22 protein-coding genes are annotated in these 25,895 nt (G+C 47.4%); 16 read left to right on the top strand and 6 right to left on the bottom strand.

What is annotated here, in order from left to right; all coding sequences use genetic code 11:
- Positions 1–122 precede the first annotated feature (122 nt).
- Together MHI12_RS28435 and MHI12_RS28430 are read left to right on the top strand one after the other, a co-directional pair.
- The gene (locus MHI12_RS28435) at positions 123–2,354 is read left to right on the top strand and encodes an MMPL family transporter (RefSeq protein WP_405170938.1); all 2,232 of its coding nucleotides are present in this window, start codon (positions 123–125) and stop codon (positions 2,352–2,354) included.
- A 270-nt stretch (positions 2,355–2,624) separates the two neighbouring features.
- Positions 2,625–3,578, top strand: a complete 954-nt coding sequence (locus tag MHI12_RS28430; protein ID WP_017691781.1) for a nucleoside hydrolase — start codon at positions 2,625–2,627, stop codon at positions 3,576–3,578.
- A 221-nt stretch (positions 3,579–3,799) separates the two neighbouring features.
- On the opposite strand, the gene MHI12_RS28425 is transcribed toward MHI12_RS28430, so the two are convergent.
- The 3 genes from MHI12_RS28425 to MHI12_RS28415 all read right to left on the bottom strand — a co-directional run bounded on the left by MHI12_RS28425 (position 3,800) and on the right by MHI12_RS28415 (position 7,947).
- Positions 3,800–5,518 carry a methyl-accepting chemotaxis protein gene (locus MHI12_RS28425; protein ID WP_405170937.1) on the bottom strand — a complete coding sequence of 573 codons (1,719 nt, stop codon included), beginning with the start codon at positions 5,516–5,518 and terminating at the stop codon, positions 3,800–3,802.
- A 273-nt stretch (positions 5,519–5,791) separates the two neighbouring features.
- Positions 5,792–6,538 carry a DUF3105 domain-containing protein gene (locus MHI12_RS28420; protein WP_405170936.1) on the bottom strand — a complete coding sequence of 249 codons (747 nt, stop codon included), beginning with the start codon at positions 6,536–6,538 and terminating at the stop codon, positions 5,792–5,794.
- Between the two features lie 494 nt (positions 6,539–7,032).
- Positions 7,033–7,947, bottom strand: a complete 915-nt coding sequence (locus tag MHI12_RS28415) for a hypothetical protein (RefSeq protein ID WP_405170935.1) — start codon at positions 7,945–7,947, stop codon at positions 7,033–7,035.
- A gap of 374 nt (positions 7,948–8,321) precedes the next feature.
- Here MHI12_RS28415 and MHI12_RS28410 point away from each other — a divergent pair, with 374 nt between their 5' ends.
- From MHI12_RS28410 to MHI12_RS28380, 7 genes are all read left to right on the top strand, one after another.
- Positions 8,322–8,666: a Na-translocating system protein MpsC family protein gene (locus MHI12_RS28410; protein ID WP_017691786.1), complete on the top strand. Its 345-nt coding sequence runs from the start codon at positions 8,322–8,324 to the stop codon at positions 8,664–8,666.
- A 250-nt stretch (positions 8,667–8,916) separates the two neighbouring features.
- Positions 8,917–9,987 carry a PotD/PotF family extracellular solute-binding protein gene (locus MHI12_RS28405; protein ID WP_105600657.1) on the top strand — a complete coding sequence of 357 codons (1,071 nt, stop codon included), beginning with the start codon at positions 8,917–8,919 and terminating at the stop codon, positions 9,985–9,987.
- Between the two features lie 94 nt (positions 9,988–10,081).
- Entirely contained in the window at positions 10,082–11,020 is a 939-nt protein-coding gene (locus tag MHI12_RS28400) for a nucleoside hydrolase (RefSeq protein ID WP_339180219.1), read from the top strand.
- 204 nt (positions 11,021–11,224) lie between these two features.
- Entirely contained in the window at positions 11,225–12,046 is an 822-nt protein-coding gene (locus tag MHI12_RS28395; RefSeq protein ID WP_036612869.1) for an ABC transporter permease, read from the top strand.
- A 4-nt stretch (positions 12,047–12,050) separates the two neighbouring features.
- Positions 12,051–12,842, top strand: a complete 792-nt coding sequence (locus MHI12_RS28390) for an ABC transporter permease (protein WP_062836822.1) — start codon at positions 12,051–12,053, stop codon at positions 12,840–12,842.
- An 18-nt stretch (positions 12,843–12,860) separates the two neighbouring features.
- Positions 12,861–13,919, top strand: a complete 1,059-nt coding sequence (locus tag MHI12_RS28385; protein ID WP_405170934.1) for an ABC transporter ATP-binding protein — start codon at positions 12,861–12,863, stop codon at positions 13,917–13,919.
- 174 nt (positions 13,920–14,093) lie between these two features.
- Entirely contained in the window at positions 14,094–15,833 is a 1,740-nt protein-coding gene (locus MHI12_RS28380) for an adenine deaminase C-terminal domain-containing protein (protein WP_405170933.1), read from the top strand.
- A gap of 171 nt (positions 15,834–16,004) precedes the next feature.
- Here MHI12_RS28380 and MHI12_RS28375 read toward each other — a convergent pair whose 3' ends face one another.
- Entirely contained in the window at positions 16,005–16,841 is an 837-nt protein-coding gene (locus tag MHI12_RS28375; RefSeq protein ID WP_405170932.1) for an Rpn family recombination-promoting nuclease/putative transposase, read from the bottom strand.
- 140 nt (positions 16,842–16,981) lie between these two features.
- Between MHI12_RS28375 and MHI12_RS28370 the strand changes: the two genes are divergently transcribed.
- Entirely contained in the window at positions 16,982–17,722 is a 741-nt protein-coding gene (locus tag MHI12_RS28370; protein ID WP_405170931.1) for an HAD family hydrolase, read from the top strand.
- 73 nt (positions 17,723–17,795) lie between these two features.
- Here the strand turns inward: MHI12_RS28370 and MHI12_RS28365 are convergent, their stop codons facing one another.
- Positions 17,796–18,146, bottom strand: coding sequence for a cupin (locus MHI12_RS28365; RefSeq protein ID WP_405170930.1), 351 nt, complete (start codon positions 18,144–18,146; stop codon positions 17,796–17,798).
- Between the two features lie 359 nt (positions 18,147–18,505).
- Here MHI12_RS28365 and MHI12_RS28360 point away from each other — a divergent pair, with 359 nt between their 5' ends.
- Together MHI12_RS28360 and MHI12_RS28355 are read left to right on the top strand one after the other, a co-directional pair.
- The gene (locus MHI12_RS28360; protein ID WP_366347726.1) at positions 18,506–18,985 is read left to right on the top strand and encodes a DNA starvation/stationary phase protection protein; all 480 of its coding nucleotides are present in this window, start codon (positions 18,506–18,508) and stop codon (positions 18,983–18,985) included.
- A gap of 127 nt (positions 18,986–19,112) precedes the next feature.
- Positions 19,113–20,324: a nitric oxide synthase oxygenase gene (locus MHI12_RS28355; RefSeq protein WP_405170929.1), complete on the top strand. Its 1,212-nt coding sequence runs from the start codon at positions 19,113–19,115 to the stop codon at positions 20,322–20,324.
- A 49-nt stretch (positions 20,325–20,373) separates the two neighbouring features.
- Here the strand turns inward: MHI12_RS28355 and MHI12_RS28350 are convergent, their stop codons facing one another.
- A complete protein-coding gene (locus MHI12_RS28350; protein WP_405170928.1) occupies positions 20,374–21,777 on the bottom strand; it encodes an MFS transporter in 1,404 nt (467 codons plus the stop codon).
- A gap of 256 nt (positions 21,778–22,033) precedes the next feature.
- Here MHI12_RS28350 and MHI12_RS28345 point away from each other — a divergent pair, with 256 nt between their 5' ends.
- The 4 genes from MHI12_RS28345 to MHI12_RS28330 are packed head-to-tail and all read left to right on the top strand — an operon-like array spanning position 22,034 to position 25,820.
- A complete protein-coding gene (locus MHI12_RS28345; protein ID WP_062836830.1) occupies positions 22,034–23,143 on the top strand; it encodes an ABC transporter ATP-binding protein in 1,110 nt (369 codons plus the stop codon).
- On the top strand, positions 23,133–23,966 hold the full coding sequence (locus MHI12_RS28340) for an ABC transporter permease (protein ID WP_017691799.1): 834 nt from the start codon (positions 23,133–23,135) through the stop codon (positions 23,964–23,966). The genes MHI12_RS28345 and MHI12_RS28340 overlap by 11 nt, the downstream gene beginning before the upstream one ends.
- The gene (locus MHI12_RS28335) at positions 23,941–24,750 is read left to right on the top strand and encodes an ABC transporter permease (RefSeq protein WP_062836831.1); all 810 of its coding nucleotides are present in this window, start codon (positions 23,941–23,943) and stop codon (positions 24,748–24,750) included. Before MHI12_RS28340 ends, MHI12_RS28335 begins: the two co-directional genes overlap by 26 nt.
- On the top strand, positions 24,747–25,820 hold the full coding sequence (locus tag MHI12_RS28330; protein WP_405170927.1) for a PotD/PotF family extracellular solute-binding protein: 1,074 nt from the start codon (positions 24,747–24,749) through the stop codon (positions 25,818–25,820). The genes MHI12_RS28335 and MHI12_RS28330 overlap by 4 nt, the downstream gene beginning before the upstream one ends.
- The last annotated feature ends 75 nt before the right edge of the window (positions 25,821–25,895 follow it).

Genomic DNA, 25,895 nt, shown 5'->3' with positions numbered 1-25,895 from the left:
CATTGCAAAATTAACCTTCCGGTATATATAATTAACTCGATTATACTATGACCCGTGGTTCATTACTACACCATCATATATATTAGGGCTTCATAGAAACAGAATAGGGAGATGAAGAGACAATGCAGGAAGGTTCGGGTTACGGCCGCTGGGTTGCTGGCAAACGAAGCAAATGGATTACACTGTTGGTATGGATCATTATCGCCGTTGTGCTTGGCATGGTATGGCCTGCTGTAGGTGATCGTGAAACTAATAACGCGCAGGATCTAAGTGAGTCCAAACCATCGGTTCAGGCAGCTGCACTTGCCGAGAAGGAATTCCCTGGCGGTGAAGGATTGCCCGCGCTGATCGTATGGCGTCAAGCCGGCGGTCTGACGGATGAGCAGATTCAGAACATTCAGGCATTAACGGAACGACTGGATCAAGATCCGGTAGAACAACAACAGTCCGTTGTGCCACTCTATCAATTACCACCACAGGCATTGAAAGGCCAGCTTTCGGAAGACGGAAGTACTTTGGTTATGCCACTTTTCTTCAATGAAGGTGCCGATTCGGAACAATTGAAGGAAGCTATTGAAGCACTTGAGCAAAAAACACAAGACATCTTCGGGGCAAACCCGTTTGATGTAGCCATAGATGATGCAAATACACTGATTGCCCGTGTGACAGGACCAGTAGGGATATCCATTGATGCGAGCGGACTATTCTCCTCCGCCGATGTATCCTTGCTGATTGCTACGGTTGTATTGGTATTAGTACTGTTGCTGTTGATCTACCGCTCGCCTGTACTGGCAATTATCCCGATCATTGCCGTTGGTTTCGCGTATATGGTGACAAGCCCCATTCTGGGATTCATGGCAGATCAGGGCTGGATTACGGTAGACGCACAGTCGATCTCAATCATGACTGTATTGTTATTTGGAGCAGGAACGGATTACTGTCTGTTCATGATCTCCAGATACCGCCAAATTCTCTATCATGAGCCGGACAAAAAGAAAGCCATTTTCCAGGCAATTACCGGATCTTCTGGCGCCATTGCCATGAGTGGATTCACGGTTGTTGCAGCACTACTGGTGCTGTTGCTGGCTGAATACGGTGCATATCATCGCTTTGCCGTACCATTCAGTCTGTCCATCTTTATCATGTTTATTGCAAGTCTGACACTGGTTCCGGCGCTCCTCGCGATCTTCGGTCGGGGTTCATTCTATCCATTCGTACCGCGTACACATGAGATGGAAGTGGAACGTGCGAAGAAAAAAGGCAAACCGGTCCCGGCTCCACGCAAAGTGAAGGAAAGCTGGATTGGCCGTGTTGTAGTAACAAAGCCATGGACCGTTCTTGCAATTACGTTGGTATTGCTGGGAGGACTGGCGGCATTTTCTACTCAGGTTAAATTCACGTATGATCTGTTGTCTTCATTCCCAGAGGATGTGCCTTCCCGCGAAGGTTTCACCGTCATCGGCGAACAATTCTCCCAAGGTGAGCTGGCTCCAGTCAAAGTGATCGTTGACGCCGAAGGCAAAGAAACTGATCTGAAGCAACGTCTCGAATCACTGGATTACATTAGCAAAGTAGGCGATGCTCAACAGGGTGCCGAGAATGCCAACATTACCTCCTTTGATGTGGAGTTCAATCTGAATCCATATTCCATGGAGGCAATGCAGCATATCCCGGATCTGCGAGCTACTGCGGAACAGGCGCTTCAAGATGCCGGAGTAACCAATGCGGACAGTAATGTCTGGCTCGATGGTCAGACGGCTGAACAGTATGACATTGAAGTGGCTGGAGAACGGGATGCCAAGATCATTATTCCGGTAGTCATCGGCATGATTACTTTGTTGTTACTATTATACTTGCGTTCCGTTGTGGCCACGGCGTATCTGATTGCAACGGTCGTTCTGTCGTATTTCTCTGCACTGGGTCTGGGTTGGATCATCATTCACTATGGCCTTGGCGCAGATGCCATCCAGGGAGCGATTCCATTGTATTCCTTCGTATTCCTCGTGGCACTGGGTGAAGACTACAACATCTTCATGATCTCTAGCATCTGGCAGAAACGTAAAACGATGCCGCTTCGTCAAGCGATTAGAGAAGGTGTTGGCGAGACAAGCTCTGTTATTACATCTGCAGGTCTGATCTTGGCAGGAACGTTTGCGGTACTTGCTACATTGCCAATTCAGGTGTTGGTGCAGTTTGGTATTATCACAGCCGTTGGTGTGATGTTGGATACCTTCCTGGTTCGTCCGTTCATGGTGCCGGCGATCACCGCATTGCTGGGCAAATGGGCCTTCTGGCCAGGCAAGTATGTCCCAATTGCAGAGAAGAATGAGGAGAAACAAAACCAGTCTATGTAATGCATGGATTGGGGGGAATGGACGGCTGGGCTTCAATCCTGCTGTCCATTTCTTTATTTTCCGAACGATGTTGACCTCTACCAGTTGTCCTCCTGAGATGGAATGGTGGAACTGTAAAATATCCGCAGGATGAGGCATGATCCTTGTTTTCTTTGTATGGGGAAGGTTTACGTAGCCAAGTGTTTTGGGACATAATAGAGGAAGCGTCGGCTTAGGGCAGACGGAAGAATTAACAACAATGGGACAACCAGGGGAAGGATGAAAGCAAGCATGACGAACCAACTTAATGTGTATTTCAACCATGACGGCGGCGTGGATGACCTCGTATCGCTGTTCATGCTTCTGCAAATGGACAATGTACATGTAACCGGGGTATCGGTTATTCCGGCAGACGGATATCTGGAGCCAGCAACAGATGCCAGCCGTAAAATCATCGATCGTTTCGGTACATATTCCGTAGAGGTATCCAAATCCAACTCCAGAGGGAAAAATCCATTTCCTGCGGCGTGGAGACTGCACTCCTTCTATGTAGATGCACTTCCTGTACTGAACGAATCCGGCAAAATGGAAGCGCCACTTTCTGCTGTTCCGGCACACCAGCATCTGATTGAGAAAGTGCGCAATACCGAAGGCAAAACGTTGCTTCTGTTCACAGGCCCACTGACGGACCTTGCGCGTGCACTGGACGAAGCACCAGACATTGAAGAGAAAATCGACAAGCTGGTATGGATGGGTGGTACATTCGAGCGTGGTAACGTAGAAGAGCCTGAGCATGATGGCACAGCAGAGTGGAACGTATTCTGGGACCCGGAAGCGGCTTACCGTGTATGGCAGAGTGGTATCCAGATCGATCTGGTTGCACTGGAAAGCACGAATAAAGTACCTCTGACTCCAGCCGTTCGTAACCGCTGGGCAGCAGAGCGTCGCTTCGAAGGCGTTGATTTCCTGGGTAACTGTTACGCAGGTTGTCCGCCACTGGTGTACAGTGAGACAAATTCCACATACTATCTGTGGGATGTGCTGACAACGGCTTCCGTTGGACGCGAGGACATCGTGAAGAAGAAAACCGTGAACTGTATTGTCATCCCGGATGGTCCTAGCCAGGGTCGCACAGTGGAGCAAGCAGACGGACGTCCAGTACAACTGGTGTATGATACCGATCCGGAAGCATTCTTTACGTATATGACGGATTTGGGTAAAAAAGCTGCTCCGCAGCGCTACTAATTCAGGCAGCCTCAGGGCTTGCCAACATTAAAGGTACAAAAATAAAGCCGCAGGCAGTGTCCGGAAATGGGATTGACCCCCATGTTCCCGTCCCTGCCGTGCGGCTTTTTGTTTTAGGCTGATCTATATAGATTGATAACAGTGATCGGAAGGTTGTTCTGTCATCGAAGTGGCAAGTGTGAATATTCTTTAGTCCAACTATATAGTAATCTAGCTGCCCGCTATATTTTAAATCGACTAATCAATCCGTTCAGCTCACTGGACAATACCCGCAGAGATTCGGCGGATGCACTCATCTCATCCATGGATTGCAGCTGGCTACCGGTAGCGTGCGACACCTTCTGGATACTTGAAGAGGATTCGCGTGAGATATGTTCCATATCCTCCACAGAAGCGGACACTTCTTCTGCACTGGCAGACAGCTGCTCGGATGCTGCGGATACTTCATGCAGACGTTCGTTGATTGTCTCAATCCCGGTATGAATGGATGTGAACGAACGGCCTGCCTCCTGAACAACAGCGAGACCGGACTGGACTGCAGATGTGCTGGCTGACATATGTTCTGACAACAGGGCAGTCTGGCGTGTCATCTCGGCGATCAGTTCGGTTACATGCTGGGACGATTGCTCTGATTCCCCCGCAAGCTTGCGAACCTCGGAGGCAACTACCGCAAACCCGCTGCCATACTCTCCTGCACGAGCCGCTTCAATACTTGCATTCAGTGCGAGCAGATTGGTCTGTGAAGCGATGCCTTTCATCAGATGTGCTACCGACTCAATTTTACCTGAGTACTGCTCCAGCTGAGAGGTGGAGGCCACCATCTGCACATTTGCTTGATGAATTTTGTCCATGCTGTCCATCGCGGTGTTGATGTTGGCTTGACCTTGCACCGCATTATTGGTCGTTTCCTGCGAGACATCCGCGACCATAGAAGAAGAATTCGCAATGTGCTGCATGCTATGCGTAATCTCTTCCATGGCTACTGTAACTTCGCCAGCACGAGCCACCTGTTCGGCAGCTCCACTGGCCGTATGATTCGTATGTTCGGCAATACGCTGGCTAGCTTCGGCAGTTGCCTGCGAATGTCTGGATACACCTTCTGCAGCCTGTAGCAGAGAATCGGAGCTTTGACGGATGCCCGTCATGACATCACGAGTACCTGTAACCAGATGTTTGAACTCCGAAGCGAGTTGTCCTACCTCGTCCTTGCGACTAAGTTCAACGTTGACGGTCAGGTCGCCTTTTCCAACCTGGGTGATTAACTTCTTCAACTTTACCAATGGACGGGTCAAGTAGTGGGCGAATCCATAAACCAACAAGACACTCAGCAGAACAATAGCCAAGGCTGTCCAGATCATGGTCATACGGTTGCGGGACATCAGTTCATAGACTGCAGTAGAGTCCAGATCCGCACCGACCAATCCTAGTACTTTACCGTCAGCCCCATGGATCGGCACATACGCAGTAATGGTGGCGCCATATTCATCCTGTGTGAGTTCGCCCCGAATAGGCTCATTCTGTTCAAAAGCTTGCAGCATTCCTTCATAATGGGTCTCTTCTGCGGAACCGTAAGGGGAGAAGTCATCCTCTGCCACATCGGCAGCAGCCCCATCCACAACGTAGAAATATGTATTTGTTCCATTTTCTTCGCGTGTACCAAGGGTGTACAGATACTTGAGTCCATTGGCCTCGCGTAGTTGACTAAGCTGCTCACGCAATGTGCCGTAATACGCTGTCTCGTCCTGTCCGGTACTGAGTGGTGCATACAGAGAGGTGTCAATTAATGCTACTGCCCGTTCAGCCACAGCCTGTGCCTGCATCCCCATGGATTGTTCGACCAGTTGAGCCGATGAACGGTACATGGTAATGCCAAGAACCGCGCCCGCAGCCAGCATCAGACAGGAAAAAAATAAAAAGATCCTCATAAACAAACTGTTCATTGGTAAAAGTGTTCCCCCTTGATTTGTTGAATCAATCGTCTCTGTGTCTCTTTACTTGGTGATTGTCGTTCTTCTATGGTTCGTATGTATTGTATATCAAATATACCGTTTTCTACTTGAAATATCGGCATCTGGTCGATAAAGAATTAGCCCCCGAGTCAATTTGATCCGGGAGCTAGTTTCGTTTCCATCCTATATTGACCATGCCCATCATTGAAAGAAACCTCATTGTTACTCCGTAGAGGGGCTTAACATGACTGAGGGATTACGTCATTACATCGTTCCGCCGCCCTGGCGAACAGAGGCAGGAATCTTTTCAGGTCCCTGATTAATATATTTATTGATAAAAGTACCCACCTTGGCATCGTCGAATTGGTCGAGCTTCATCGTTTTGGTCCATGCGGTCACCACGACTTCACTGCCTTCAGGAATATCCTTGTTGGGTACAGCCAGAATACCTGCTCCGGCTTCGCGAAATTTGGCTAGGTATTTCAGATGTTCCTTCAAATCCTCGCTTGCGTTCTCACGATAATAGATGATAATATCCCCGTGCTCCAGATTGTGTACCAGGTAATTATATCCCGGGAAGTCGGTGTAAAATCCAAACTTGATATCATGCGGATTATGCGGCCCCGATGTTGGAATTGTCATCTCATATTGGATAGGGTCCTCCGTATGGTCAGCACCATAATATTTATCGTCCGTCACGTTGATTGTTGCGTTGGATTCCAGATCAGCTACATTATATGTTTTACCTGCACCTTGCATGAAAAACAGGCCAAACGTAATAATCGACACAGCCATCATTACGTGTGCAGCCAGCCGAAGGGAACGACTTTTTTTCTGGATGTCCGCGAGTTCTTTCTTTTTCATGTGGCCCAGGATTTTGCCCTGTGTGCGTGATGCCCAGATATAGGCGGCGATGGAGAACAGTAACACGATTACACCTACGATGAGCCACAGGTAGGATGTACCTGCATCGTGCTCCATTTGCATATGATCCATATGAGTCATGTCCATAGAGAGTTCCTCTGCTTTCTTTGTAAAATGAGTGATCAATACACTACGTAATGTAGTGTTAATGGCAATGGTGAATCCACTCATTACGTAACGGGAGTTGCTAGTTCCGTGTTTGTTACGTAAATAAGAACATACCTATTGCACTACACATTATAGTGTATGATACATGCTCGGCGCAACGCTGCTATAGAAAACCTAAAAAAGGCCTTCCCGGCATGAGCAAGGAAGGCCTTAATATAAATCCAAAGAGTCAGTAAGATTTATATTTATTGAAATAACCATTTACACGAAACGTAGAGGACAGAAAGAACCTGAAGAAGCGGAAGCTAAAAGCTTTCTGCAAGAAAGCTGCTTCGGAAGCATATGCTTCGCCTTTATCTCCAGATTTTCACCTTTGTAAAAGTGAATAAAAAAATCTGGAGATAACAGCGATCGGAAGGTTGTTCTGTCATCGAAGTAACGAGTGTAAACAGTTTTATTCCAACTGAACTATTTTACAGACGTCCAAAAGGTGAAAGCATCAGGCCGATTAGTCTAATAACAATCTCACCCAACAATCGATACACGATAAAGAACACGACCACATTGGCGATCAGCACGCTGTACATGCTGTCGATAGCTGCTTTGGTGCGATTCAGTGGATACTGGAACAGTACCGAATTTAGAGCGACAAAGACAATGGTATATGAGACAGCAAGCAAGGAGATCGCGATGGAATACGAGATGATAATAAACAGATTCGCCAGAACAAGGGATACTACAGCAGGAACAAGCAATGTACCGAACTGGGCAACCAGTGTTTTGGGACGGAAGGTTATTTTTTCAATCTTCAGAATAGCGTACATCAGTGCAATAGAGGCAATCAGAATAATGATGGTGAACAATAGCGGTCTTAAAAATCCACCAATGAACAAGCCGTCCATGCCTATGCGACTAAAGGTAATTAAGAAGTATGTAGAAGATAGAACTGCAATCAGCGCCATCGTTAGCCATCCGTTTAGGGAATGCTGGTCGCCAACGGTTTTCATCGTCTGATAAGGACGGGCCAATACACTGAGGAAATAGGATAGATACTGTTTGCTTACTTCTTTGGCTTGCTGAACTTTCTCATTCTGCACAATATTATTCCACTGATTGGAGCTATTGTCTCCTGCAGAAGCATGGTCATTGGTACCTGTTGATTCTCTTGCCTGTTCCTTGTGAATGGAGATAGATGGTGTGTTGGGTGGAACGGATGCCTGGGAAGAGGTAGCCTGCGTGCTGGACCAACGGGTATATTCGGGTTCGGAAACAGAAGATTCCGAGTTCGGTACAGGAGTTGGTGATGAGGTTGTTTGCGTTAGATTAGAGCCGCACCTCTCGCAAAAATGGGCATCTCCATTTTCGTGATTACATACTGGACATTTCATGGTATAAGCCTCCAATTTCTAGAAAATAAAAACATGTCAACATTGTGTCTCATTTTAACGGTTAGTGACGAAGTTTGTCTATGTTTCGCAGGAATTAGTACCCATTTGGGGAAAGTTGAAACAAAGCCTCGAATCCTGTGTATGAAAACGGAGTGTAGAAGCAACAATAGTATAGGAATGACATGCAGGCATATTAATGTAAATTCACTGTGGTTTAATACGAATTGTTTTTAGCTGTTAATGTCTCATCGTTCGCTTTTATGTGTTATTCTCATGTTAACTATATCTTTTGGGTTGCCTATGATCGTATATTTATGTATAATCAATCGTGTTAACACGTCGAATGTACGGTAGTAAGAGATGTGGGTGAGTTCATGGAACTACTGGACAGCAATGAGAGCAAGAAGAAGATGTGCCAGTATTATAACGAAATTTCGAAGGAACTGTTCGGATTTGGCACCACTCTCCTGAGAGTGACCATTGACCAGAATATTGTGACCTTCTACGCGAAGCACCGACGTTCACCGCGCTCTGACGCCCTGGAAGGGGAGGCCCCCGGCTTAAAGCTGGAAGTGGACTTCCGCATGTCTGTCTTATATAAGAAGAAATTCCGGGAGAAGCTCGAGCAACACATGGGTTTGCCAATTGAAGCTATATTGCGGGATTATGATGCGTCCACTCAGTGGGCAATCACAAATGTGATTCTGGAACAGGCCTAAGGATGGAGCGGCAGGATTAATTCTTGTTGAACCATACGGAGGTTATAGCCCGGATTCATGATCAGGTTCCGTACAATTTCATATGATGGCGTCTGTCTTCGGATTGATTCTGAAGCAGAAACCGATGATGTACCGGCAGCGGGTGTCGCTTTCCTTTGTTTACGAAGAAAAGTGTTCTTGTTTATACAAGAGCACTTTTCTTTTTGTTTTTTCATACACATCACATATATCAGGGGGAATCAGGATCATGATGAAAAAGTGGATTAGCGGTTTGGCAGCAGTGGCAATGACATCAGTATTACTTGCAGGTTGTGGCAGCAGCACGGATGATGCGACAGGCGGATCAGGCAGTGGGGGAACCGCAGCGAACAAATTGGTTATCTCCACTTGGGGCTTCTCGGAAGATTTCTTCAATGAAGAAGTATTTGGTCCCTTTGAAAAAGAACATAATGTAGACATCGTGCTCGAAGTCGGCAATAACGCTGAACGTCTGAACAAAATCCGTCAAGGTACATCAAATGTCGATGTCATCTACCTGTCTGATTATTATGCACAACAAGGTATCGATGAAGGTCTGTTTGAGAAAATCGACCGCTCCAAAATTCCAAATGTAAATGACATTTATGATATTGCCAAAGCACCACTTGGTGAAGATTATGGCCCAGCCTACACGGTTGGACAGCTAGGTATTGCTTATAACCCGGATCTCGTATCCAAAGAAGTGACTTCATGGAGTGACCTGTGGGACCCGGCGTTCGAAGGTAACCTGACCATCCCGAATATTACGGCAACAGCAGGCCCAATGGTTGTGGATGCAGCTTCCCGTGTAGCCGGAAACGATACATTTAATGAAGATGCGGCATTTGCTGAACTGAAAAAACTGAGCGGCAATGTAGTGAAATTCTACAGCCAAACATCCGAATTCGTGAACATGTTCTCCCAAGAAGAGATTGCTGGCGGACCGATCATGGAAATGTATTTCAAAGATCTGAAAGCAGCCGTGCCTAATGCAAAGTTTGTTACACCTAGCGAAGGTGCATATGCCGTGATGAACACAATCAATGTCGTGAAGGGCAGCAAAAACAAAGAGCTCGCTGAAGAGTTCATCAACTGGCAGCTGAGCCAGGATGTACAAGCGAAATCTGCTAAAGCGAAAGTCGATTCCCCGGTTAACACAAAGGTTGAACTGACTGCTGAAGAAGCAGAAGGCGTAACATACGGCGCTGACGTTGTTGAGAAGCTGAACAAGCTGGATATGGAATTCGTGAATCAACAGGTTAAAGGCTGGACAGATCGCTGGAACCGCGAGATTGCACAATAAAAACAAGTAACCGACTAAATAGTTATCTTTGATCAACATGTTTAACTTATCATTTGCAGCAAGCAACCAATTACCGTATAGGAGTTGAGAACGGATGAGTGAAGCGCAAAATCGCATCATTCTGGACGTGGACACGGGGATTGACGATGCACTGGCGATTTTGCTGGCCGTCAAAAGCCGAAAGCTGGACATTCTCGGTATCACCACAGTCTGTGGGAACGTATCACTCCAGCAGGCAACAGAGAATACATGCAAAATTCTTGAACTCGCGGGTGCACCTGAAATTCCGGTCATTGCCGGAGCAGCTGGACCGCTCACTCGCAAGTCGCATTATGAACACCGGGTACATGGACAGGACGGATTGGGCGGTGCGCTGCCTGATCCGGCCGTGTCTAAGAAAGCCGAGGAAGGTTTTGCGCCAGACTTTATCGTGGAACAAGCCAAGCAATATCCGGGCGAACTGACATTAATCATGACCGCACCCTTAACGAACTTGGCACTCGCGCTGATGAAGTGTCCTGAATTACCTTCTTTATTGAAGGAAGTCATCTTCATGGGTGGCGTAGTTCGTGGACATGGCAATATTACACCGACAGCCGAGTACAACACATACGCTGATCCAGAGGCCGCACGCATCGTATTGCACGCAGGCATCGAGAAGCTTACCCAAGTCGGATTGGATGTAACGCGTCAAACGCTGCTAAATGAAGCAACAATTGAGCGTCTCACTGATCCTGCACTGCGCGCATACGTCGCTCAAAGCACGGAGATTTACATCAACCGTTACGAACAAATGAACGGTGTTCGCGCTTGCGCGTTGCATGATCCACTGGCCGTAGGCGTAGCCCTTGCCCCAGAACTGGTTGGACGTAAATCGTATTATGTCGATGTCGAAACCGCCAGCCGCCTGTGCGATGGTCAGATGGTATGTGACTTCCAAAACCGTTTGGGCGAGCAGCCCAACACCCTCGTCTGCGAAACTGTAGACGCAGAAAGCTTCCTTGAACTGTTTATCAACGCGTTAAACGCGTAGTTGCTCTGCCCCAATTAGATATTTATACGATTGCGGAGAGTGCAGAACCGATCTGGAGAAGCGAAGCGTTCCCCTTTATCCCCCGATTTTTACCTATGAAAGTGAATCAATAAATCGGGGGATAACAGGGATCGAAGGACGGTACTGCAATCGGAGTATTCAAGTATCAATCTCGAATTAAATTTACAAGTCAGGAGTATCGCGATGAAGAAATCAGTAATCTACTGGCTATTGCTGCCGGGATTCGTGTTTTTGGCGGCATTTATGATCATTCCGATTGTCCTGACGATCGGGTCGACGTTTTTCCAAGAAAACTCCTTCACGTTTGAAGGGTACATGCATTTTTTCAGAGACCCATACTTTTTGAAAATATTGCTTACGACGCTGCAAGTCAGCGTGGTCACCACCATCGTCTGTGTGGTGCTCGGATTCCCGACAGCTTATTATATTTCGCAGAAAGCGCCGCGCCGCAAAGGCATTTTGCTGGCACTGGCGATCTTCCCACTGCTGACGAGCCCGGTCGTGCGCTCGTTTAGCTGGATGATCATTCTTGGACGCAAAGGGCTGATCAATAACACCCTTGTTGGTCTGGGTATCGTGGACAAGCCGCTGGACATTCTGTACACGCCGGCAGCCATGATGATCGGTCTGACGCACCTGTTCCTGCCACTGATGATTATCTCTTTGGTGGGCGTGCTGGAGAACATAGACGGTGACCTGCTCAAAGCAGCACAAAGTCTGGGGGCATCGCGCATTACGGCATTCCGCCGGGTCGTGTTCCCACTGGCTGTGCCAGGACTTGTGATCGGAGCCGTGCTTGTCTTTGTCGGAAGCCTGACGGCGTATACCACACCTGCTCTCCTTGGAGGCAAGCAGCGTGTAATTGCTACGTTCCTTTATCAGAACGCCATGACCCTCAACGACTGGTATCTGGCCTCGGTTGTTGCCGCGATTATGATTGTGATTACATTTGTCGTCGTCGGTGTCATGAACAAAATGGCCAAAACTTTAAATCCGAAGGGGTAGACATATGCGGGAGAAACATATCGGGCTGGGCCTGTTCAGTCTGCTGGTCTTTATCTTTCTGCTGGGCCCGCTTCTGATCATATCGGTCACTTCGTTTGAACCGGGAACGGTACTCAAATTTCCGCCGGAAGGGTTCTCCCTCCGCTGGTATGAGAATATTTTCAACACAGGCGGTTTCCTCCGCACATTCCAGACGTCCATTATCATTTCCCTGCTGGGGAACCTATTGGCGCTGGTGCTCGGAGTTCCGGCTGCGTATGCACTCAGTCGTTACGATTTCAAAGGCAAGTCCGTGCTGAACGCACTGTTCCTGTCCCCGGTACTGATCCCGGGAATCGTGCTTGGTTTTACATTGATGAAATACCTGATCGTAATCTACCATCTGCCGATGTACCTCGGATTGTTGATTGGTCATACGATTATCATGCTTCCATTTATCATTCGGGTTATCGCATCGAGTCTGTCGAGCTTTGACTTTGCAGTGGAAGAAGCTGCGCTGAGTCTTGGTGCGGGACGGGTAAGAACGTTCTTCACGATCGTGCTTCCTAACATCCGCTCAGGAATTATCGCGGCGGTGTTGATTGCCTTCTTGGAGTCCTTCAACAACGTGGACATCTCGGTATTCATGACCGGACCAGGGGTAAGCACATTACCGATCCAGATGCTGACGTATGTGGAGAATTATTTTGACCCAACAATTGCAGCGATTTCCGTGCTATTGATGGTACTGACTGGACTCTTAATGTTCGTGATCGAACGGATCATGGGCGGGTTTTCATACTTTACTAAACGTTAATTGGAGGCGCAGAACGCTATGGCATTGCTGACATTAGACCACGTATCCGTGGCATACGATAAGCAGACAATCCTGAAGGATTTTCAGTTGGAGCTGGAAAAAGGTAAACTGCTCTCCCTGCTCGGACCGAGCGGTTGCGGCAAAACAACTACGCTGCGCCTCATCGCCGGATTTCTGGAAGCATCACAGGGCAAGTTTATGTTCGGCGGCAAGGATTATACGAAGGTTCCGGCGAACAAGCGGAACTTCGGATTTGTATTTCAGAGTTATGCGTTATTCCCGCATCTGTCTGTCTATGACAACGTGGCTTTTGGCCTGCGGATGCGTAAGGTAAAAGACAAGGATATCTCTTCCCGTGTGATGCGAATCCTTGAAGTCGTTAACCTGAATGGATTTGAGAGACGTTTTCCGCAAGAACTGTCCGGTGGACAGCGTCAACGTGTGGCGATTGCCCGCGCATTGGTCATTGAACCTGACCTGCTCTTGTTCGACGAACCGCTCAGTAACCTGGATGCTAACCTGCGCCTCAACATGCGGGTGGAGATTCGCCGCATTCAGCAAGAGCTGGGCATTACAACGCTGTATGTCTCTCATGACCAGGAAGAGTGCTTCTCGATCTCGGATCAGGTAGCGATTATGAACAAAGGCGTGGTCGAGCAGCTTGACCGCCCGGAAACCATTTTCAAATATCCGGCAACGGAGTTTGTAGCACGATTCATCGGGTTCCATAATTTCATTGAATTCGCGGAGCGCACGGATGCAGGTGAAGTGATTACCCTGACCGCAGGTGGACGCACGTTTACAGCAACCGCGCATCCCGGAACAGCACGTCCTGGTGCACGTAAAGGCGCGATTCGCCCGGATGATCTGATCGTTAGTGGAGATACCTCTGCGGATGTGGTGAATGCTTTGCCGGGGATTATCAAAGTCAGCACGTATCTGGGACGCAGTTATCAGTATGTAATTGAGACGGAGCTGGGTGACTTTACAGCCAATCAGGAGATGGAAACACCGTACCTTAGTGGGCAGCGTGTTAGCTTGATTTTCCCACAGGACAAGCTTGTATTGGTAGAGTAGTCGTGAATGTAGGGAGTAGCTTGAGTAGATAAGAGCAGTAAAGAAGACAATTCATACGATGATTCCGGACGAGGCAGTGGTACGCAATCAAGTGCATTGCATCAGATTAAAGTACAGGTTCATTGTCTAGTCCGGATCGCGGTGAAATGTTTGTGAAGAAGGAGATTATGCCCCATGCGTGCAGATCAACTAATTATGAATGTACATGTGTATAACAGTTATTATAAACGGTTTGAAATGAACAACGTCGCTGTGTTGGACGGCAGATTCCTGTATGTTGGACCCGGTGGGCCTGAGATGATTCAGGCAGACGAAGTCATCGATGCGCGAGGAAGATACATGATTCCTGGCTTGATCGATATCCATCTGCATATCGAAAGCACGATGGTGACACCGGAAACCTTTTCTCATGGTCTGATTGGCTGCGGGGTAACGTCCATTGTAGCAGAACCGCATGAGATGGCGAATGTATTCGGGCTGGAGGGTGTGCAGGAGATGATGGCTGTGAGTCGGGAGACGACGGTCGACATGTTCTATGCGATCCCGAGTTCCGTTCCGGCAACCCCGATGGAGACAACAGGCGGTTCGATTGAAATCGAAGATATGGACGTGTTGCTCGCCACTGGCGAGATCATCTGTCTGGGCGAGATCATGAACTATGTCGATGTCATTCGTGATCCGGAGTGCAAGACCAACCAGATTTTACAGCATATTCGCAAAAACTATCCGGATCTGGTGATCGAAGGTCATACACCGAAACTGCTTGGACTCGATCTGCATCGACTGATCTACGCAGGTATTGATTCCGATCATACCCATCAGAGCATTGAGGGATTACAGGCGCGAATTGCGGCAGGTATGTTTATTGAAATTCAGGAGAAATCAATGACCCCGGAAGTCATGGAGTATCTGATTCAACATGATGTGGCGCAGCATTTCTGCTTCGTAACGGATGATGTGATGCCGGATTCACTGGTGGAGCATGGTCATCTGAATCATATCGTACGTAAAGCGATTCAGATGGGGATGCGTCCGGAAGATGCGATCTACGCCGCAACATCTACCCCTGCTTCCCGGATGAAAATGACCGATCGTGGCAGCGTGGCCCCAGGAAAAGTGGCCGATTATGTTTTGTTATCCAACCTGGAGGAGCTCTCTATTGATCAGGTGTACAAAAACGGCCGCAAAGCTTATGACGATTACGAACCGTATAAGCAGGAACGCATAACCGGGCAGTTCCCACCTCACTTCTATAAGAGTGTACAGTTGGAGAAGTTGGGCGTAACAGATTTTGCAATTCAGTTGTCAGACCCAAAAGTCAGTGGATCAGGTGTTGAACTCGCTGGTGAAGGTGAATACCAATGCCGTGTCATGATGGTGAAGGATGGTTCTACTTTTGTGGAAGAACATATTGCACCGATTCAGTCTGCGGATGGCGAATTGTTATGGGAAGAAAGCGGATATGCACAAATTGCTACCTTTGAACGTTATGGTGTAAACGGCAATCGTGCACATGGTCTGATCGGTGGAGACACCATCAAACGCGGTGCTATTGCAACGACATATTCACATGACAATCACAACCTGCTGATTGTAGGACGTAATCGTGAAGATATGATATTGGCAGCTAACACAGTAATTTCGAGCCAGGGTGGCTTCTGTGTGGTGGAAGACGGCAAGGTGCTGTCCCATCTGGAACTTCCCGTAGGTGGCATTTTGACGGAGGAACCACTGGCAGTAGTGTCCCATCAAGTGAAGGAATTGAGAGCAGCGATGTTGTCTCTTGGATATGTACATTACAACCCGATCATGTCGATCAGTACTCACTCTCTTGCGGTAAGTCCGGCGCTGAAGATCACGGACCATGGCCTGATTGATGTGAATGCAGGTAAGGTTGTATCGTTAGTAATCTAATTAGAATACACACATTCTGTGATGTACCTTCAATTAGATTGTTTGATAGTGGAGTAGAATTTAAGCTTTTGGCGGATAAAACTTTAAGGATTCAATCAAAAATAAAAAGGCATGCGTACAGTACCCCTTGCAGGGTACAGGACGTATGCCTTTTTGAAGTCAAAGAAAGATTTAATGAGTTGGATTCATTGCTTTCAATTCTTCCATTGAAAATCCCGTCAATTCGGAAATTGACTCCAAATCCATACCTTTGGCAATCATTTTAGAAGCTATTTCAAGTTTTCCTTGGCGTTCGCCTTCTTCTCTGGCACCCTCACGTAGGGATGCCTCGTCATGTAAAGCTTTTTGCCTCATTTCGTAGCGTCGTCGCGCTTCCTTGTCCTGACTAAGAAATTCGAGAACAGTCATTGCTTTGCCCAGTTCAGGTTCCTGCATTTTTAGCACCTCCCAATTCTCGGTATTGTCACTTTTGAGGAAAAGTAACCAGTTTAACAAGCCACCAGAGTTGATCGTATATTCTTGATCAAGTTTAGATAATTCCAGAAAGTGTATTTCGAGATCATCCGTCAGAGGAATTCCCGTGTTATCTTCCCGTAAATGAAATATGTTATGATAACGTTCGGTTGAAAGAACAGAAAAATTCAAAATATTAATTGTGACACATTTCTTTAATTTTTTATATGCATTACCTTCAGTAAGCTGACTTGAGTATTGTTTACTCCAATAATACAGGGTACGTTTTTCATTATCATATCGGTTGAATAACTGCATTTCAATATTGATCAGATTGCCTTCGGCTGTCTTAGCCTGGATATCAAATATGGATTGTTTGTCCTGAGGAGAATCTTTGTCTGTGTACGGATTCATAAGTACAATTTCAGTAAGTCGTGGCTCTCCAGCTTCTTGAAATGTTCTATTCAAGAAAGCAAGCAGAACATCCTTATTTTCTTCGCTACCAAAGATGCGTTTGAACACGAAGTCGTTTTTAGGATCAAGCAAATCTCTCATAGTGAAATCAGCTCCAATAGTTGTTGTTTAATTATATCACGAAGATTTATGGGATTGTAATATCTGTAATCATATGGAACGTATTTTTCTGACTAAAATATACTCGTATTATTTGATGGAAGTGAGGGGGACAGTAGTTCATGTTATCCAATAATCATAATGCTAAAACGATATTTTTCGACGTGGATGATACGTTATATGATCACTTGCAGCCGCTTCGTGGCGCGTTGCAGGACGTTCTCGGCCTGCCGGATGATTTCCCTTTTGCTGAGGCCTATCACCGTTTTCGTTATTACAGTGACTGGTTGTCTGCACAAGAAGATCTGTCAGCTGTTCCGGAGCCGGATGCGGTGGAGAGAATGCGCCGTCAAAGATTTGAGTTGACGATGGAGGAGTTTGGACTTCCCCTACAATCGGGACAGGCTGAAGAACTGCAAGCACAGTATCTGAGCAGACAATTTGAGATTATGCCTTTTGAAGGAGCATATGAGCTGATAAGAAGACTTCAGGCAGAAGGCCATACTGTTGGTCTAATCACCAATGGAGAAGGAGAGCATCAGCGCCGCAAGCTTGAAGCACTGGATGTGATCAGTCTCGTAGACGAGCATCTGATCTTCATCTCCGGTACGACTGGTTATGCGAAGCCGGATCGCAGGTTGTTCGAATATGTGAATAAGCAGACCGGGACAGATGCTCGTTCCAGCTATTACATTGGCGACTCGTGGCGTAATGATGTGGTAGGTGCAGTCGATGCGGGGTGGAAAATTATCTGGTTCAATCATCGGGAGGCATTGCCGGAGTCCGATCATCAGCCCCATTTTGTAGCACGGAGTTATGAAGAAATCAGTCGTATTCTGACTTTTGAATATGTTCGAGTTTAAGGAGATTTATGTTTAAAGGAGCAGTCCTGTTACCGTTTTTAGGTGCAGGTCTGCTTTTTTTTAATTGTACTTTCTATAAAGGCACCAATAATGAGGCGTCTAACTCCTCGCTTTCAATTACAATTGCCATGAGTCCAGCTTCTGTTTTGGTTTCGTGCCATTCATGTTTATCCCAGAGTACGGCTTCGCCACAATGCACTTTGATGTATTCATTTGCTTCACCTCTTACCCAGCCCTCTCCACTTACGATCAAAAGTAGTTGAGGAACCACAGCTTGGTGATAACCTACTACTCCACCTTCAGCCAAGTGCATACATCCGATATGAGCTGCTTTGTTAGTCTGCGTAATACGTGACATTACAAAATTAGAATCGAATTTGGTAATCTTTTTCCCTGACTCTTGTTTAAATTGAAATATCCTCATGTTTACCTCCGCAATAGTGACTAAGTTAACTTCCTATAATGGTAACTATCTTTATGATGGGTATCATACTATTCCACTAATTTATGGATAATCCGATCAGATGAGTCTATCATAACTCCAATAGGTTGGGGAGAGTTTGCTTAAAATCATCTTTTTTACTTAGCCTATGCCAATGTTTCTATGAAGCAGTGCTTCATGAAATCTTCATTTGAAAGAGTAGTTCGGAGCCTTCCCAAACAGTATATGCGGTGTTATAATTAAAACAAGATTTAGATTAAGTCTAAATTAAAAGAAGCGAACCAAAGTAATCCATCATAAAATTCAAATTCTATTTTTATATTCGAGAGGGGATAAATTCCATGAGCACAATCCAAACTAGAAACAACACTTTTGCCAACAACGCTACAGCACTTCAAGAGGTTCTGAACCGTCAGATCGCAGGCTGGTCTGTACTGTACACGAAACTGCATAACTTCCACTGGTATGTCCAAGGACCTCACTTCTTCACACTGCATGCCAAATTCGAAGAGCTGTACAATTTGGCTACGGCAAATATGGACGAAGTTGCAGAACGTTTGCTGGCTATTGGTGGACGTCCGGTGGCTACGATGGGTGAACAGTTACGTCTGTCTCCGATTGAAGAGGCACAAGGACAGTTGTCTGCTGAACGTATGGTAGAGTCGGTGGTTGCTGATCTGCGTACGATGGTGGAAGTGATTCATCAAGGCATTCACGAAGCGGGAGAAGCAGAGGATAACGCAACGGAAGATATGCTGATTGGTTTCACCGCTGCCCTGGATAAAGAGGTCTGGATGTTAAACGCATTTCTGGGCAAATAAGCAAAGTCACCCTACATCCTGACAACGATATGTAGAGTCCGTGAACAAAGTGTCCGTTCGCTTACAAATCCGGTGCGCTTGCCGTATAATGATGGCATTCAAGATGTACAGAATGGTGGAATGAACGATGCGGTCAGACCTGGAACAATTGCAGGAAGAAGCTGAACGGTTTATATATACATGTTATGAAGAGCTGGGCCATTCGCGTGAAGACGCACAGGCCCGGCTTGTTGCTGTTATTGGAGAGATCGAAGTAACCGGTACTTATGTGCATACCAAAGAGGAATTGGAGCAGGGTTGTAAAATGGCATGGCGGAACAGCAACCGCTGTATCGGGCGGCTGTTCTGGGATAAACTTCGGATCGTGGATGCCCGTCATGCCGATACGGCAGGGACGGCAGCAGAAGCTGTGTTGAATCATATTCATGTGGCATCCAACGGAGGCAAAGTAATCCCGATGATTACCATTCTTCCACCGGATGGGCCGAATGGAGCTCCGGTACGACTCTGGAATCATCAGCTCATTCGTTATGCGGGATATGAGACAGAGCAAGGTATTATTGGAGATCCTGCTTCGGTGGAACTGACCAAGGCGGCGATGTCACTTGGCTGGCAAGGGGCAGGTAGCTCCTATGATGTGTTACCGCTCATTATTCAGGCACAAGGACAAGCCCCAGAGTGGTATGTTGTGCCAGAAGAAGAGATTGTGGAAGTGATGATCGAACACCCGGAGCGGGATGGGATTGCCGATCTGGGCATGCGTTGGTACGGCGTTCCGATGATTGCTGATATGCGACTGGAGATTGGTGGCATATCTTATCCAGCAGCACCGTTCAATGGTTGGTATATGGGTACCGAGATCGGCGCCCGTAATCTGGCGGACACGTTTCGATATAACAAGCTGCCTGCGGTGGCGGCAGCGTTTGGATTGAATACGTCAAGTGAAACGACATTGTGGAAGGACCGTGCGTTGGTGGAGCTGAATGTAGCTGTGCTGCATTCTTTCAAAAAAGCAGGCGTGAGCATTGTGGATCACCACACGGCGGCAGCGCAATTTGCTATGTTTGAACAGCGGGAAGAGAAGGCTGGGCGTGAGCTGACCGGGGATTGGGTGTGGCTGATTCCGCCAGTGTCTCCAGCGACAACGCATATTTTCCACAGCTCTTATCGTAATGAGATCGTGAAGCCTAACTTTTTCCATCAGGATCAGGCGTATACGCTGAAAGATGGCGTGGCATCTGCCGCAGAGTTGCGAAGCAGCGAGCAGCAGAATGCACAGGTAGAGAATGACCAGCCACAGGCTGGTGAGGCACCAATGAAATGCCCGTTTGCACATTAAATTGTGCAGACGGGTTATTTTTTGTGATCCTTTTTTATCAAATGATGAGTTAACCCTCTTTCAATCGATATCGACTACGCATCGCAGCCTGAACTACAATGGCAGCAGCAATCAGCACCAGATTGAATATAAACACGGAGTACAGCGAGCCAACCTCCATAAGTAGTGCTGCAACCAGTGGAGACACGATGGAGCCGATCTCGGCAGCTGAGACAATTTTGCCTATGACAGAGCTTCGACTCTCGTCCGGGATATGATCACCAATATGGGCAAAGAACGAATCCATGTAACATGCACCACCCACCCCGCCAATCAACATGCCGACGTAGACCCATAGATGGGAGGACGTGCTTAGAAATACAGCAACTTCGATTCCAATGAGGAACATGCCGAGCATGCAAAGCAACAGACGATCGCCCATCCGGTCAGAGAGATAACCAACAAAGGGAGCAGCGGCGAGCGTAGAAATCCCGGAGACGGTGAAGGCGAGACTGGTTGCAAACGGGTCCCAATGCATGATGTGAGCTGCATACAGTGCAAAATAGGTGAGGAATACCGCATACGCGCTCATCTCCAGAAAATGTACTGTGCCGTAGCCGAGAAGCTGTTGACGCTGGGTAAGCTCTGTAGTTGGGCCAATCGTTGTTGATCCGGGAGCTTGATTGGATAGGGAGGTATACTCAACTTGAGTATACTTTGCATCAGACGGTGATGAAGATAAAGGAGCAGCAGTTATAGTAGTATGAGGAGGGGAGTCAATAATAGTGTCATCATCTGAAACATCATTCGTGTGGAGTAGTGAATGTGTTAAGTTGTCCAGAGGTTCTTGGTTCACAGTAGCCGAAGGTTCTTCTAGTTGATAATCACTTAACGTCCCCCCAGATTCATGTGTAGCTCTAGCTTGTGCCGTTGTCTTCATCCCCATCGCAGCAACCACGGCCATCAGACAACAGACGGTAACGAGCAGAAAAGGCACCGACAAGGGCCAATGCAATGCGAGCCAGCCACTTATGACCGGACCGAGTACCATACCGCCTCCCTCACTACTGCTGATATATCCATTGTACAGGCCGCGGTTGTCTACACTGCCCCCATCCCCGATGATGGAACGTACGACCACGGTAAGGCCAGTGGAAGCGAGCCCTTGCAGCAACCGGAGCAAACCGAATAAAACGGCAGCAGAAGACAGCGCGAAGCCACCCATACAGACCGCGAGTAGTAACAGCATCAGGATAAGCGCCTTTTTCCCTCCGAGCTTTCTATAGATTGCCGCTGCAGGAATGCCCCCAAGAACTTTCCCCACATAAAAAAGCGCAAAAATAACCCCCATCATCCAGCCGGACAGGCCGAATTCCTCAATAAACAAAGGAAACAGGGGCAGGATCATGAATCCGCCCATCTGACTTAAGAAACAAATGGTCATCAGCAAAGGCAGGTTACAACGAATATCCAAGAGCCAAGACTCCTCTCACACATAAAATGGAATCCTAAAAATTCTTCATTTACTCCATATGGGTACGTATTATCGACATTACCCGTAATGTATGCAGGATTTTTGAAAATAAGAAGAAATGACATGCGGCGTTTACATCAAAACCATTGCGGATATACCTGAATCATATATAATAGATGGGTTATCTATAAGGATGCATGAACGAAAAGTGTACAGACTTAAGAGGTACCTCAAGTATAAGGGGGCGATGTGAAGCATGTCAGAACAACAACCGATTATCCGCTTCGAAGCGGTGACTCAGCAATACGATCAGGATGAAGCCGTATTGAAGGCAGTCAGCTTTGAGATTGAGCGGGGTAAATTTTATACGCTTCTTGGCCCATCGGGCTGCGGGAAAACAACGATATTGCGGCTGATTGCCGGTTTTGCGGAACCGACACAGGGCAGTATTTATTTTAACGGTGCGCTCATCAACCGGGTGCCTGCCCACCAGCGGCAGGTGAATACCGTATTTCAGGATTACGCGTTATTTCCACATTTGAATGTATTTGAGAACGTAGCCTTTGGTTTGCGGATCAAAAAGATGAAAACGGCTGAAATTCGCAGCAAAGTGTTGGAAGCCCTCAAATTCGTCAATCTGTCCGGTTATGAAAACCGTGAAATTGGCGAAATGTCCGGCGGACAACGACAACGTGTTGCGATTGCACGCGCGATTGTGAACGAACCCGAAATTCTGCTGCTGGACGAGCCGCTCTCGGCACTCGATTTGAAGTTGCGGACCGAAATGCAGTATGAGCTGCGTGAGTTGCAACAGCGACTGGGTATTACGTTTATCTTTGTTACACATGATCAGGAAGAAGCCTTGGCGATGTCCGACGAGATCTTTGTCCTGAATGGCGGCGTGATCCAACAAAGCGGTACACCGAATGATATCTATGATGAGCCGATTAACCGTTTTGTAGCAGACTTTATCGGGGAATCGAACATTGTATCGGGCAAAATGAAGCAGGACTTTGTGGTGGAATTCGCTGGCGCACAGCACGAGTGTGTCGATCAGGGTCTCCAGCCGGACGAGCCGGTAGAGATTGTTATTCGTCCAGAGGATCTGGAGATTACAACCGAAGAACAGGGTAAGCTGAAGGTCAATGTGGACTCCCAGTTATTCCGCGGGGTGCATTACGAGATATCCACCTACGACGATGCGGGCAATGAGTGGCTTGTTCATTCAACGAAGAAAGCCGTTGTAGGCGCACGGATTGGACTGTATTTTGACCCGGAAGCTGTACACGTCATGCGCTTTAACGAGACCGAAGAAGAGTTCGACAAACGACTCGAAGCCTACCAAGAGGCCGCTCATGCAGACTAAGGCCAGCACACGCAATGCGTATCTGATTCCATATGTATTATGGATGGTGTTGTTTGTTGTGGCGCCGGTTCTGCTGGTCATCTATTATTCATTCTTTGATGTGGAGGGTAACTTCACGTTTGGCAACTACGCCCGGTTCTTCACACCGGTGTACTTGCAGATGACTCTAAGTTCGTTCTGGTATGCATTTCTGATTACGGCGTTCTCATTGCTGATCTCCTACCCAACGGCGTATATGCTGACCCGGACGAAGCACAAGCAGCTGTGGTTGCTGCTGATCATTCTTCCAAGCTGGATCAATCTCTTGTTAAAAGCGTACGCCTTCATCGGCCTGTTTGGAACGTACGGCCTGACCAACTCCCTGCTTGAAGTCGTGGGTATTGGTACACAGCAGATTTTGTTCACCGATTTCAGCTTTATCTTTGTCTCGGTGTACATCTTCATTCCATTCATGATCCTGCCGATCTTCAATGCGTTGGAAGAGATGAATCCATCGTTGATCTACGCGGCCCGGGATCTGGGAGCCTCATCGTGGCTGACATTCCGCCGGGTTATCTTTCCGCTGACGATTAGTGGAGTGAAATCAGGCTGTCAGGCTGTATTTATTCCTGCGCTGTCCCTGTTCATGATTACCCGCCTCATTGCGGGGAACCGTGTAATTACGCTGGGAACAGCGATTGAACAGCATTTTCTCGTCACCCAGGACTGGGGAATGGGTTCAACGATTGCCGTCTTTTTGATTATTGCGATGGCGATTATTATGTTCCTGACCGGATCAGGCAAGAAGGAGGTGCGTAATGGGAAGAAACGGAAAGCTGTCTAACGTCTATCTGGCCGTTGTATTCGCCATATTGTACGCACCGATTGCGTATCTGATCTTCTATTCCTTCAATAGTGGCGGCCATATGCGCAGCTTCGAAGGATTCACGCTCGAATGGTACAGAGAGGTGTTCGCCGATACACGGCTGCTCATCATTGTACTGAATACATTTATCATTGCGCTCCTGTCATCGGCGATCTCGACGATCCTTGGTGTAGCAGGTGCACTGGCGATCTACCATGTGCGTCGCAAACGGACCAAAAATACGTTGCTGTCACTCAATAACGTGCTGATCGTTAGTCCGGATGTCATCATTGGTGCGTCATTCCTGATTCTGTTCACCATGATTGGCATCAAACTGGGCTTCACTTCGGTCCTGCTGTCTCATATCGCATTCAGTGTACCGATCGTTGTAATCATGGTACTGCCGAAGTTGCAGGAGATGAGTCCAACACTGATGGATGCGGCACGTGATCTGGGCGCTGGTTCATGGCAGATTCTGACGCGTGTGGTGTTGCCATACGTGAAACCGGGTATTTTTGCCGGATTCTTCATGGCATTGACGTACTCGCTCGATGATTTTGCAGTAACATTCTTTGTCACGGGTAATGGTTATTCTACACTCTCTGTAGAGATATACTCGAGAGCAAGGCAGGGCGTATCCTTGTCCATCAATGCGCTGTCCACCTTATTGTTCCTGCTGACGGTGTTGCTGGTTGTGGGATATTACTTCATTAACCGCCGTGCAACACGGATACCACCCGGAGGAAAGGGGCTGCGTCCATGAAGCAACTGGTACGGACATTTGCGCTTGTTTTTGTGGCCGCGTTTGCCCTGATGATCCTGGCTTCGTATCTGAATAAGAGTCAGGGGTATTCTGGCGGTAACACGCTGACCATCTATAACTGGGGCGATTATATCGACCCCGATCTGCTCAAGGAGTTTGAGGACGAGACCGGCATTAAGGTTATCTATCAGACGTTTGACTCCAATGAAGCGATGTTGACCAAGATTGAGCAGGGGGGAACCACATTTGATGTGGCGATTCCTTCCGAATATGCAATTAGCAAAATGAAAGAAGAAGACCTGCTCGTTCCACTCGATCATAGCAAATTGACCCATCTGGACAACATTGATCCACGGTTTATGGACTTGTCCTTTGATGAAGGCAACAATTACTCCATCCCTTATTTCTGGGGAACGGTAGGGGTTGTGTACAATCCTGAGCTGGTGGATGGATTGACGTTTGATAGCTGGAATGACCTGTGGGACCCACGTCTAAAAAACCAGATCCTTCTCCTCGACGGAGCACGTGAAGTCATTGGTATGGGTCTCAACAGTCTCGGATATTCCCTGAACGATACCAACGAAGACCATTTGCAAGAAGCGCTGAAGAAGCTGTCTACATTGACACCAAACGTCAGAGCAATTGTCGGAGACGAGATCAAGATGTTGCTTGCGAACGAGGAAGCGGCGGTTGGACTTGTATGGTCCGGGGATGCGTCCGAGATTATGGATGAGAATGACAAACTGGATTACATGGTGCCGGAAGAAGGCTCGAACCTTTGGTTCGATAACATGGTTATTCCAAAGACGGCGAGTAATATTGAAGGGGCACACCAGTTTATCAACTTCATGCTGGACCCAGACCATGCGGCTCGCAATGCCGAGTATGTGGGATATTCCACACCAAACGCTGAGGCCCTTAAGCTGCTGCCAGAGGACATCTCGGAGGATGAACGCTTCTATCCAGACGAGACACTGACAGGCAAGCTGGAGGTCTACGATAATCTGGGTAAAAAAATGCTCTCGCATTATAACGACCTGTTCCTGGAGTTTAAAATGCACAGTAAATAACCGCCAATAACGTGTGCACAGTTCGTTAGATTATGAAAAAACAAAACAAAAAGGGGTGCTGCTCGTCATTTCATT

This window comes from Paenibacillus sp. FSL H8-0280 (assembly GCF_045040665.1).
In the GTDB taxonomy this organism is placed as follows: Bacteria; Bacillota; Bacilli; order Paenibacillales; family Paenibacillaceae; genus Paenibacillus; species Paenibacillus xylanexedens_A.
Note: the sequence above shows the minus strand (reverse complement) of the source record. Positions and strands in the feature narration are given on the sequence as shown.

Excerpts from the sequence above, each read along its gene's own strand:
- MHI12_RS28435 (WP_405170938.1), top strand. The coding sequence starts at position 123 with ATGCAGGAAGGTTCGGGTTACGGCCGCTGGGTTGCTGGCAAACGAAGC.
- MHI12_RS28430 (WP_017691781.1), top strand. The coding sequence starts at position 2,625 with ATGACGAACCAACTTAATGTGTATTTCAACCATGACGGCGGCGTGGAT.
- MHI12_RS28425 (WP_405170937.1), bottom strand. The coding sequence starts at position 5,518 with ATGAACAGTTTGTTTATGAGGATCTTTTTATTTTTTTCCTGTCTGATG.
- MHI12_RS28420 (WP_405170936.1), bottom strand. The coding sequence starts at position 6,538 with ATGGACATGACTCATATGGATCATATGCAAATGGAGCACGATGCAGGT.
- MHI12_RS28415 (WP_405170935.1), bottom strand. The coding sequence starts at position 7,947 with ATGAAATGTCCAGTATGTAATCACGAAAATGGAGATGCCCATTTTTGC.
- MHI12_RS28410 (WP_017691786.1), top strand. The coding sequence starts at position 8,322 with ATGGAACTACTGGACAGCAATGAGAGCAAGAAGAAGATGTGCCAGTAT.
- MHI12_RS28405 (WP_105600657.1), top strand. The coding sequence starts at position 8,917 with ATGAAAAAGTGGATTAGCGGTTTGGCAGCAGTGGCAATGACATCAGTA.
- MHI12_RS28400 (WP_339180219.1), top strand. The coding sequence starts at position 10,082 with ATGAGTGAAGCGCAAAATCGCATCATTCTGGACGTGGACACGGGGATT.
- MHI12_RS28395 (WP_036612869.1), top strand. The coding sequence starts at position 11,225 with ATGAAGAAATCAGTAATCTACTGGCTATTGCTGCCGGGATTCGTGTTT.
- MHI12_RS28390 (WP_062836822.1), top strand. The coding sequence starts at position 12,051 with ATGCGGGAGAAACATATCGGGCTGGGCCTGTTCAGTCTGCTGGTCTTT.
- MHI12_RS28385 (WP_405170934.1), top strand. The coding sequence starts at position 12,861 with ATGGCATTGCTGACATTAGACCACGTATCCGTGGCATACGATAAGCAG.
- MHI12_RS28380 (WP_405170933.1), top strand. The coding sequence starts at position 14,094 with ATGCGTGCAGATCAACTAATTATGAATGTACATGTGTATAACAGTTAT.
- MHI12_RS28375 (WP_405170932.1), bottom strand. The coding sequence starts at position 16,841 with ATGAGAGATTTGCTTGATCCTAAAAACGACTTCGTGTTCAAACGCATC.
- MHI12_RS28370 (WP_405170931.1), top strand. The coding sequence starts at position 16,982 with ATGTTATCCAATAATCATAATGCTAAAACGATATTTTTCGACGTGGAT.
- MHI12_RS28365 (WP_405170930.1), bottom strand. The coding sequence starts at position 18,146 with ATGAGGATATTTCAATTTAAACAAGAGTCAGGGAAAAAGATTACCAAA.
- MHI12_RS28360 (WP_366347726.1), top strand. The coding sequence starts at position 18,506 with ATGAGCACAATCCAAACTAGAAACAACACTTTTGCCAACAACGCTACA.
- MHI12_RS28355 (WP_405170929.1), top strand. The coding sequence starts at position 19,113 with ATGCGGTCAGACCTGGAACAATTGCAGGAAGAAGCTGAACGGTTTATA.
- MHI12_RS28345 (WP_062836830.1), top strand. The coding sequence starts at position 22,034 with ATGTCAGAACAACAACCGATTATCCGCTTCGAAGCGGTGACTCAGCAA.
- MHI12_RS28340 (WP_017691799.1), top strand. The coding sequence starts at position 23,133 with ATGCAGACTAAGGCCAGCACACGCAATGCGTATCTGATTCCATATGTA.
- MHI12_RS28335 (WP_062836831.1), top strand. The coding sequence starts at position 23,941 with ATGGGAAGAAACGGAAAGCTGTCTAACGTCTATCTGGCCGTTGTATTC.
- MHI12_RS28330 (WP_405170927.1), top strand. The coding sequence starts at position 24,747 with ATGAAGCAACTGGTACGGACATTTGCGCTTGTTTTTGTGGCCGCGTTT.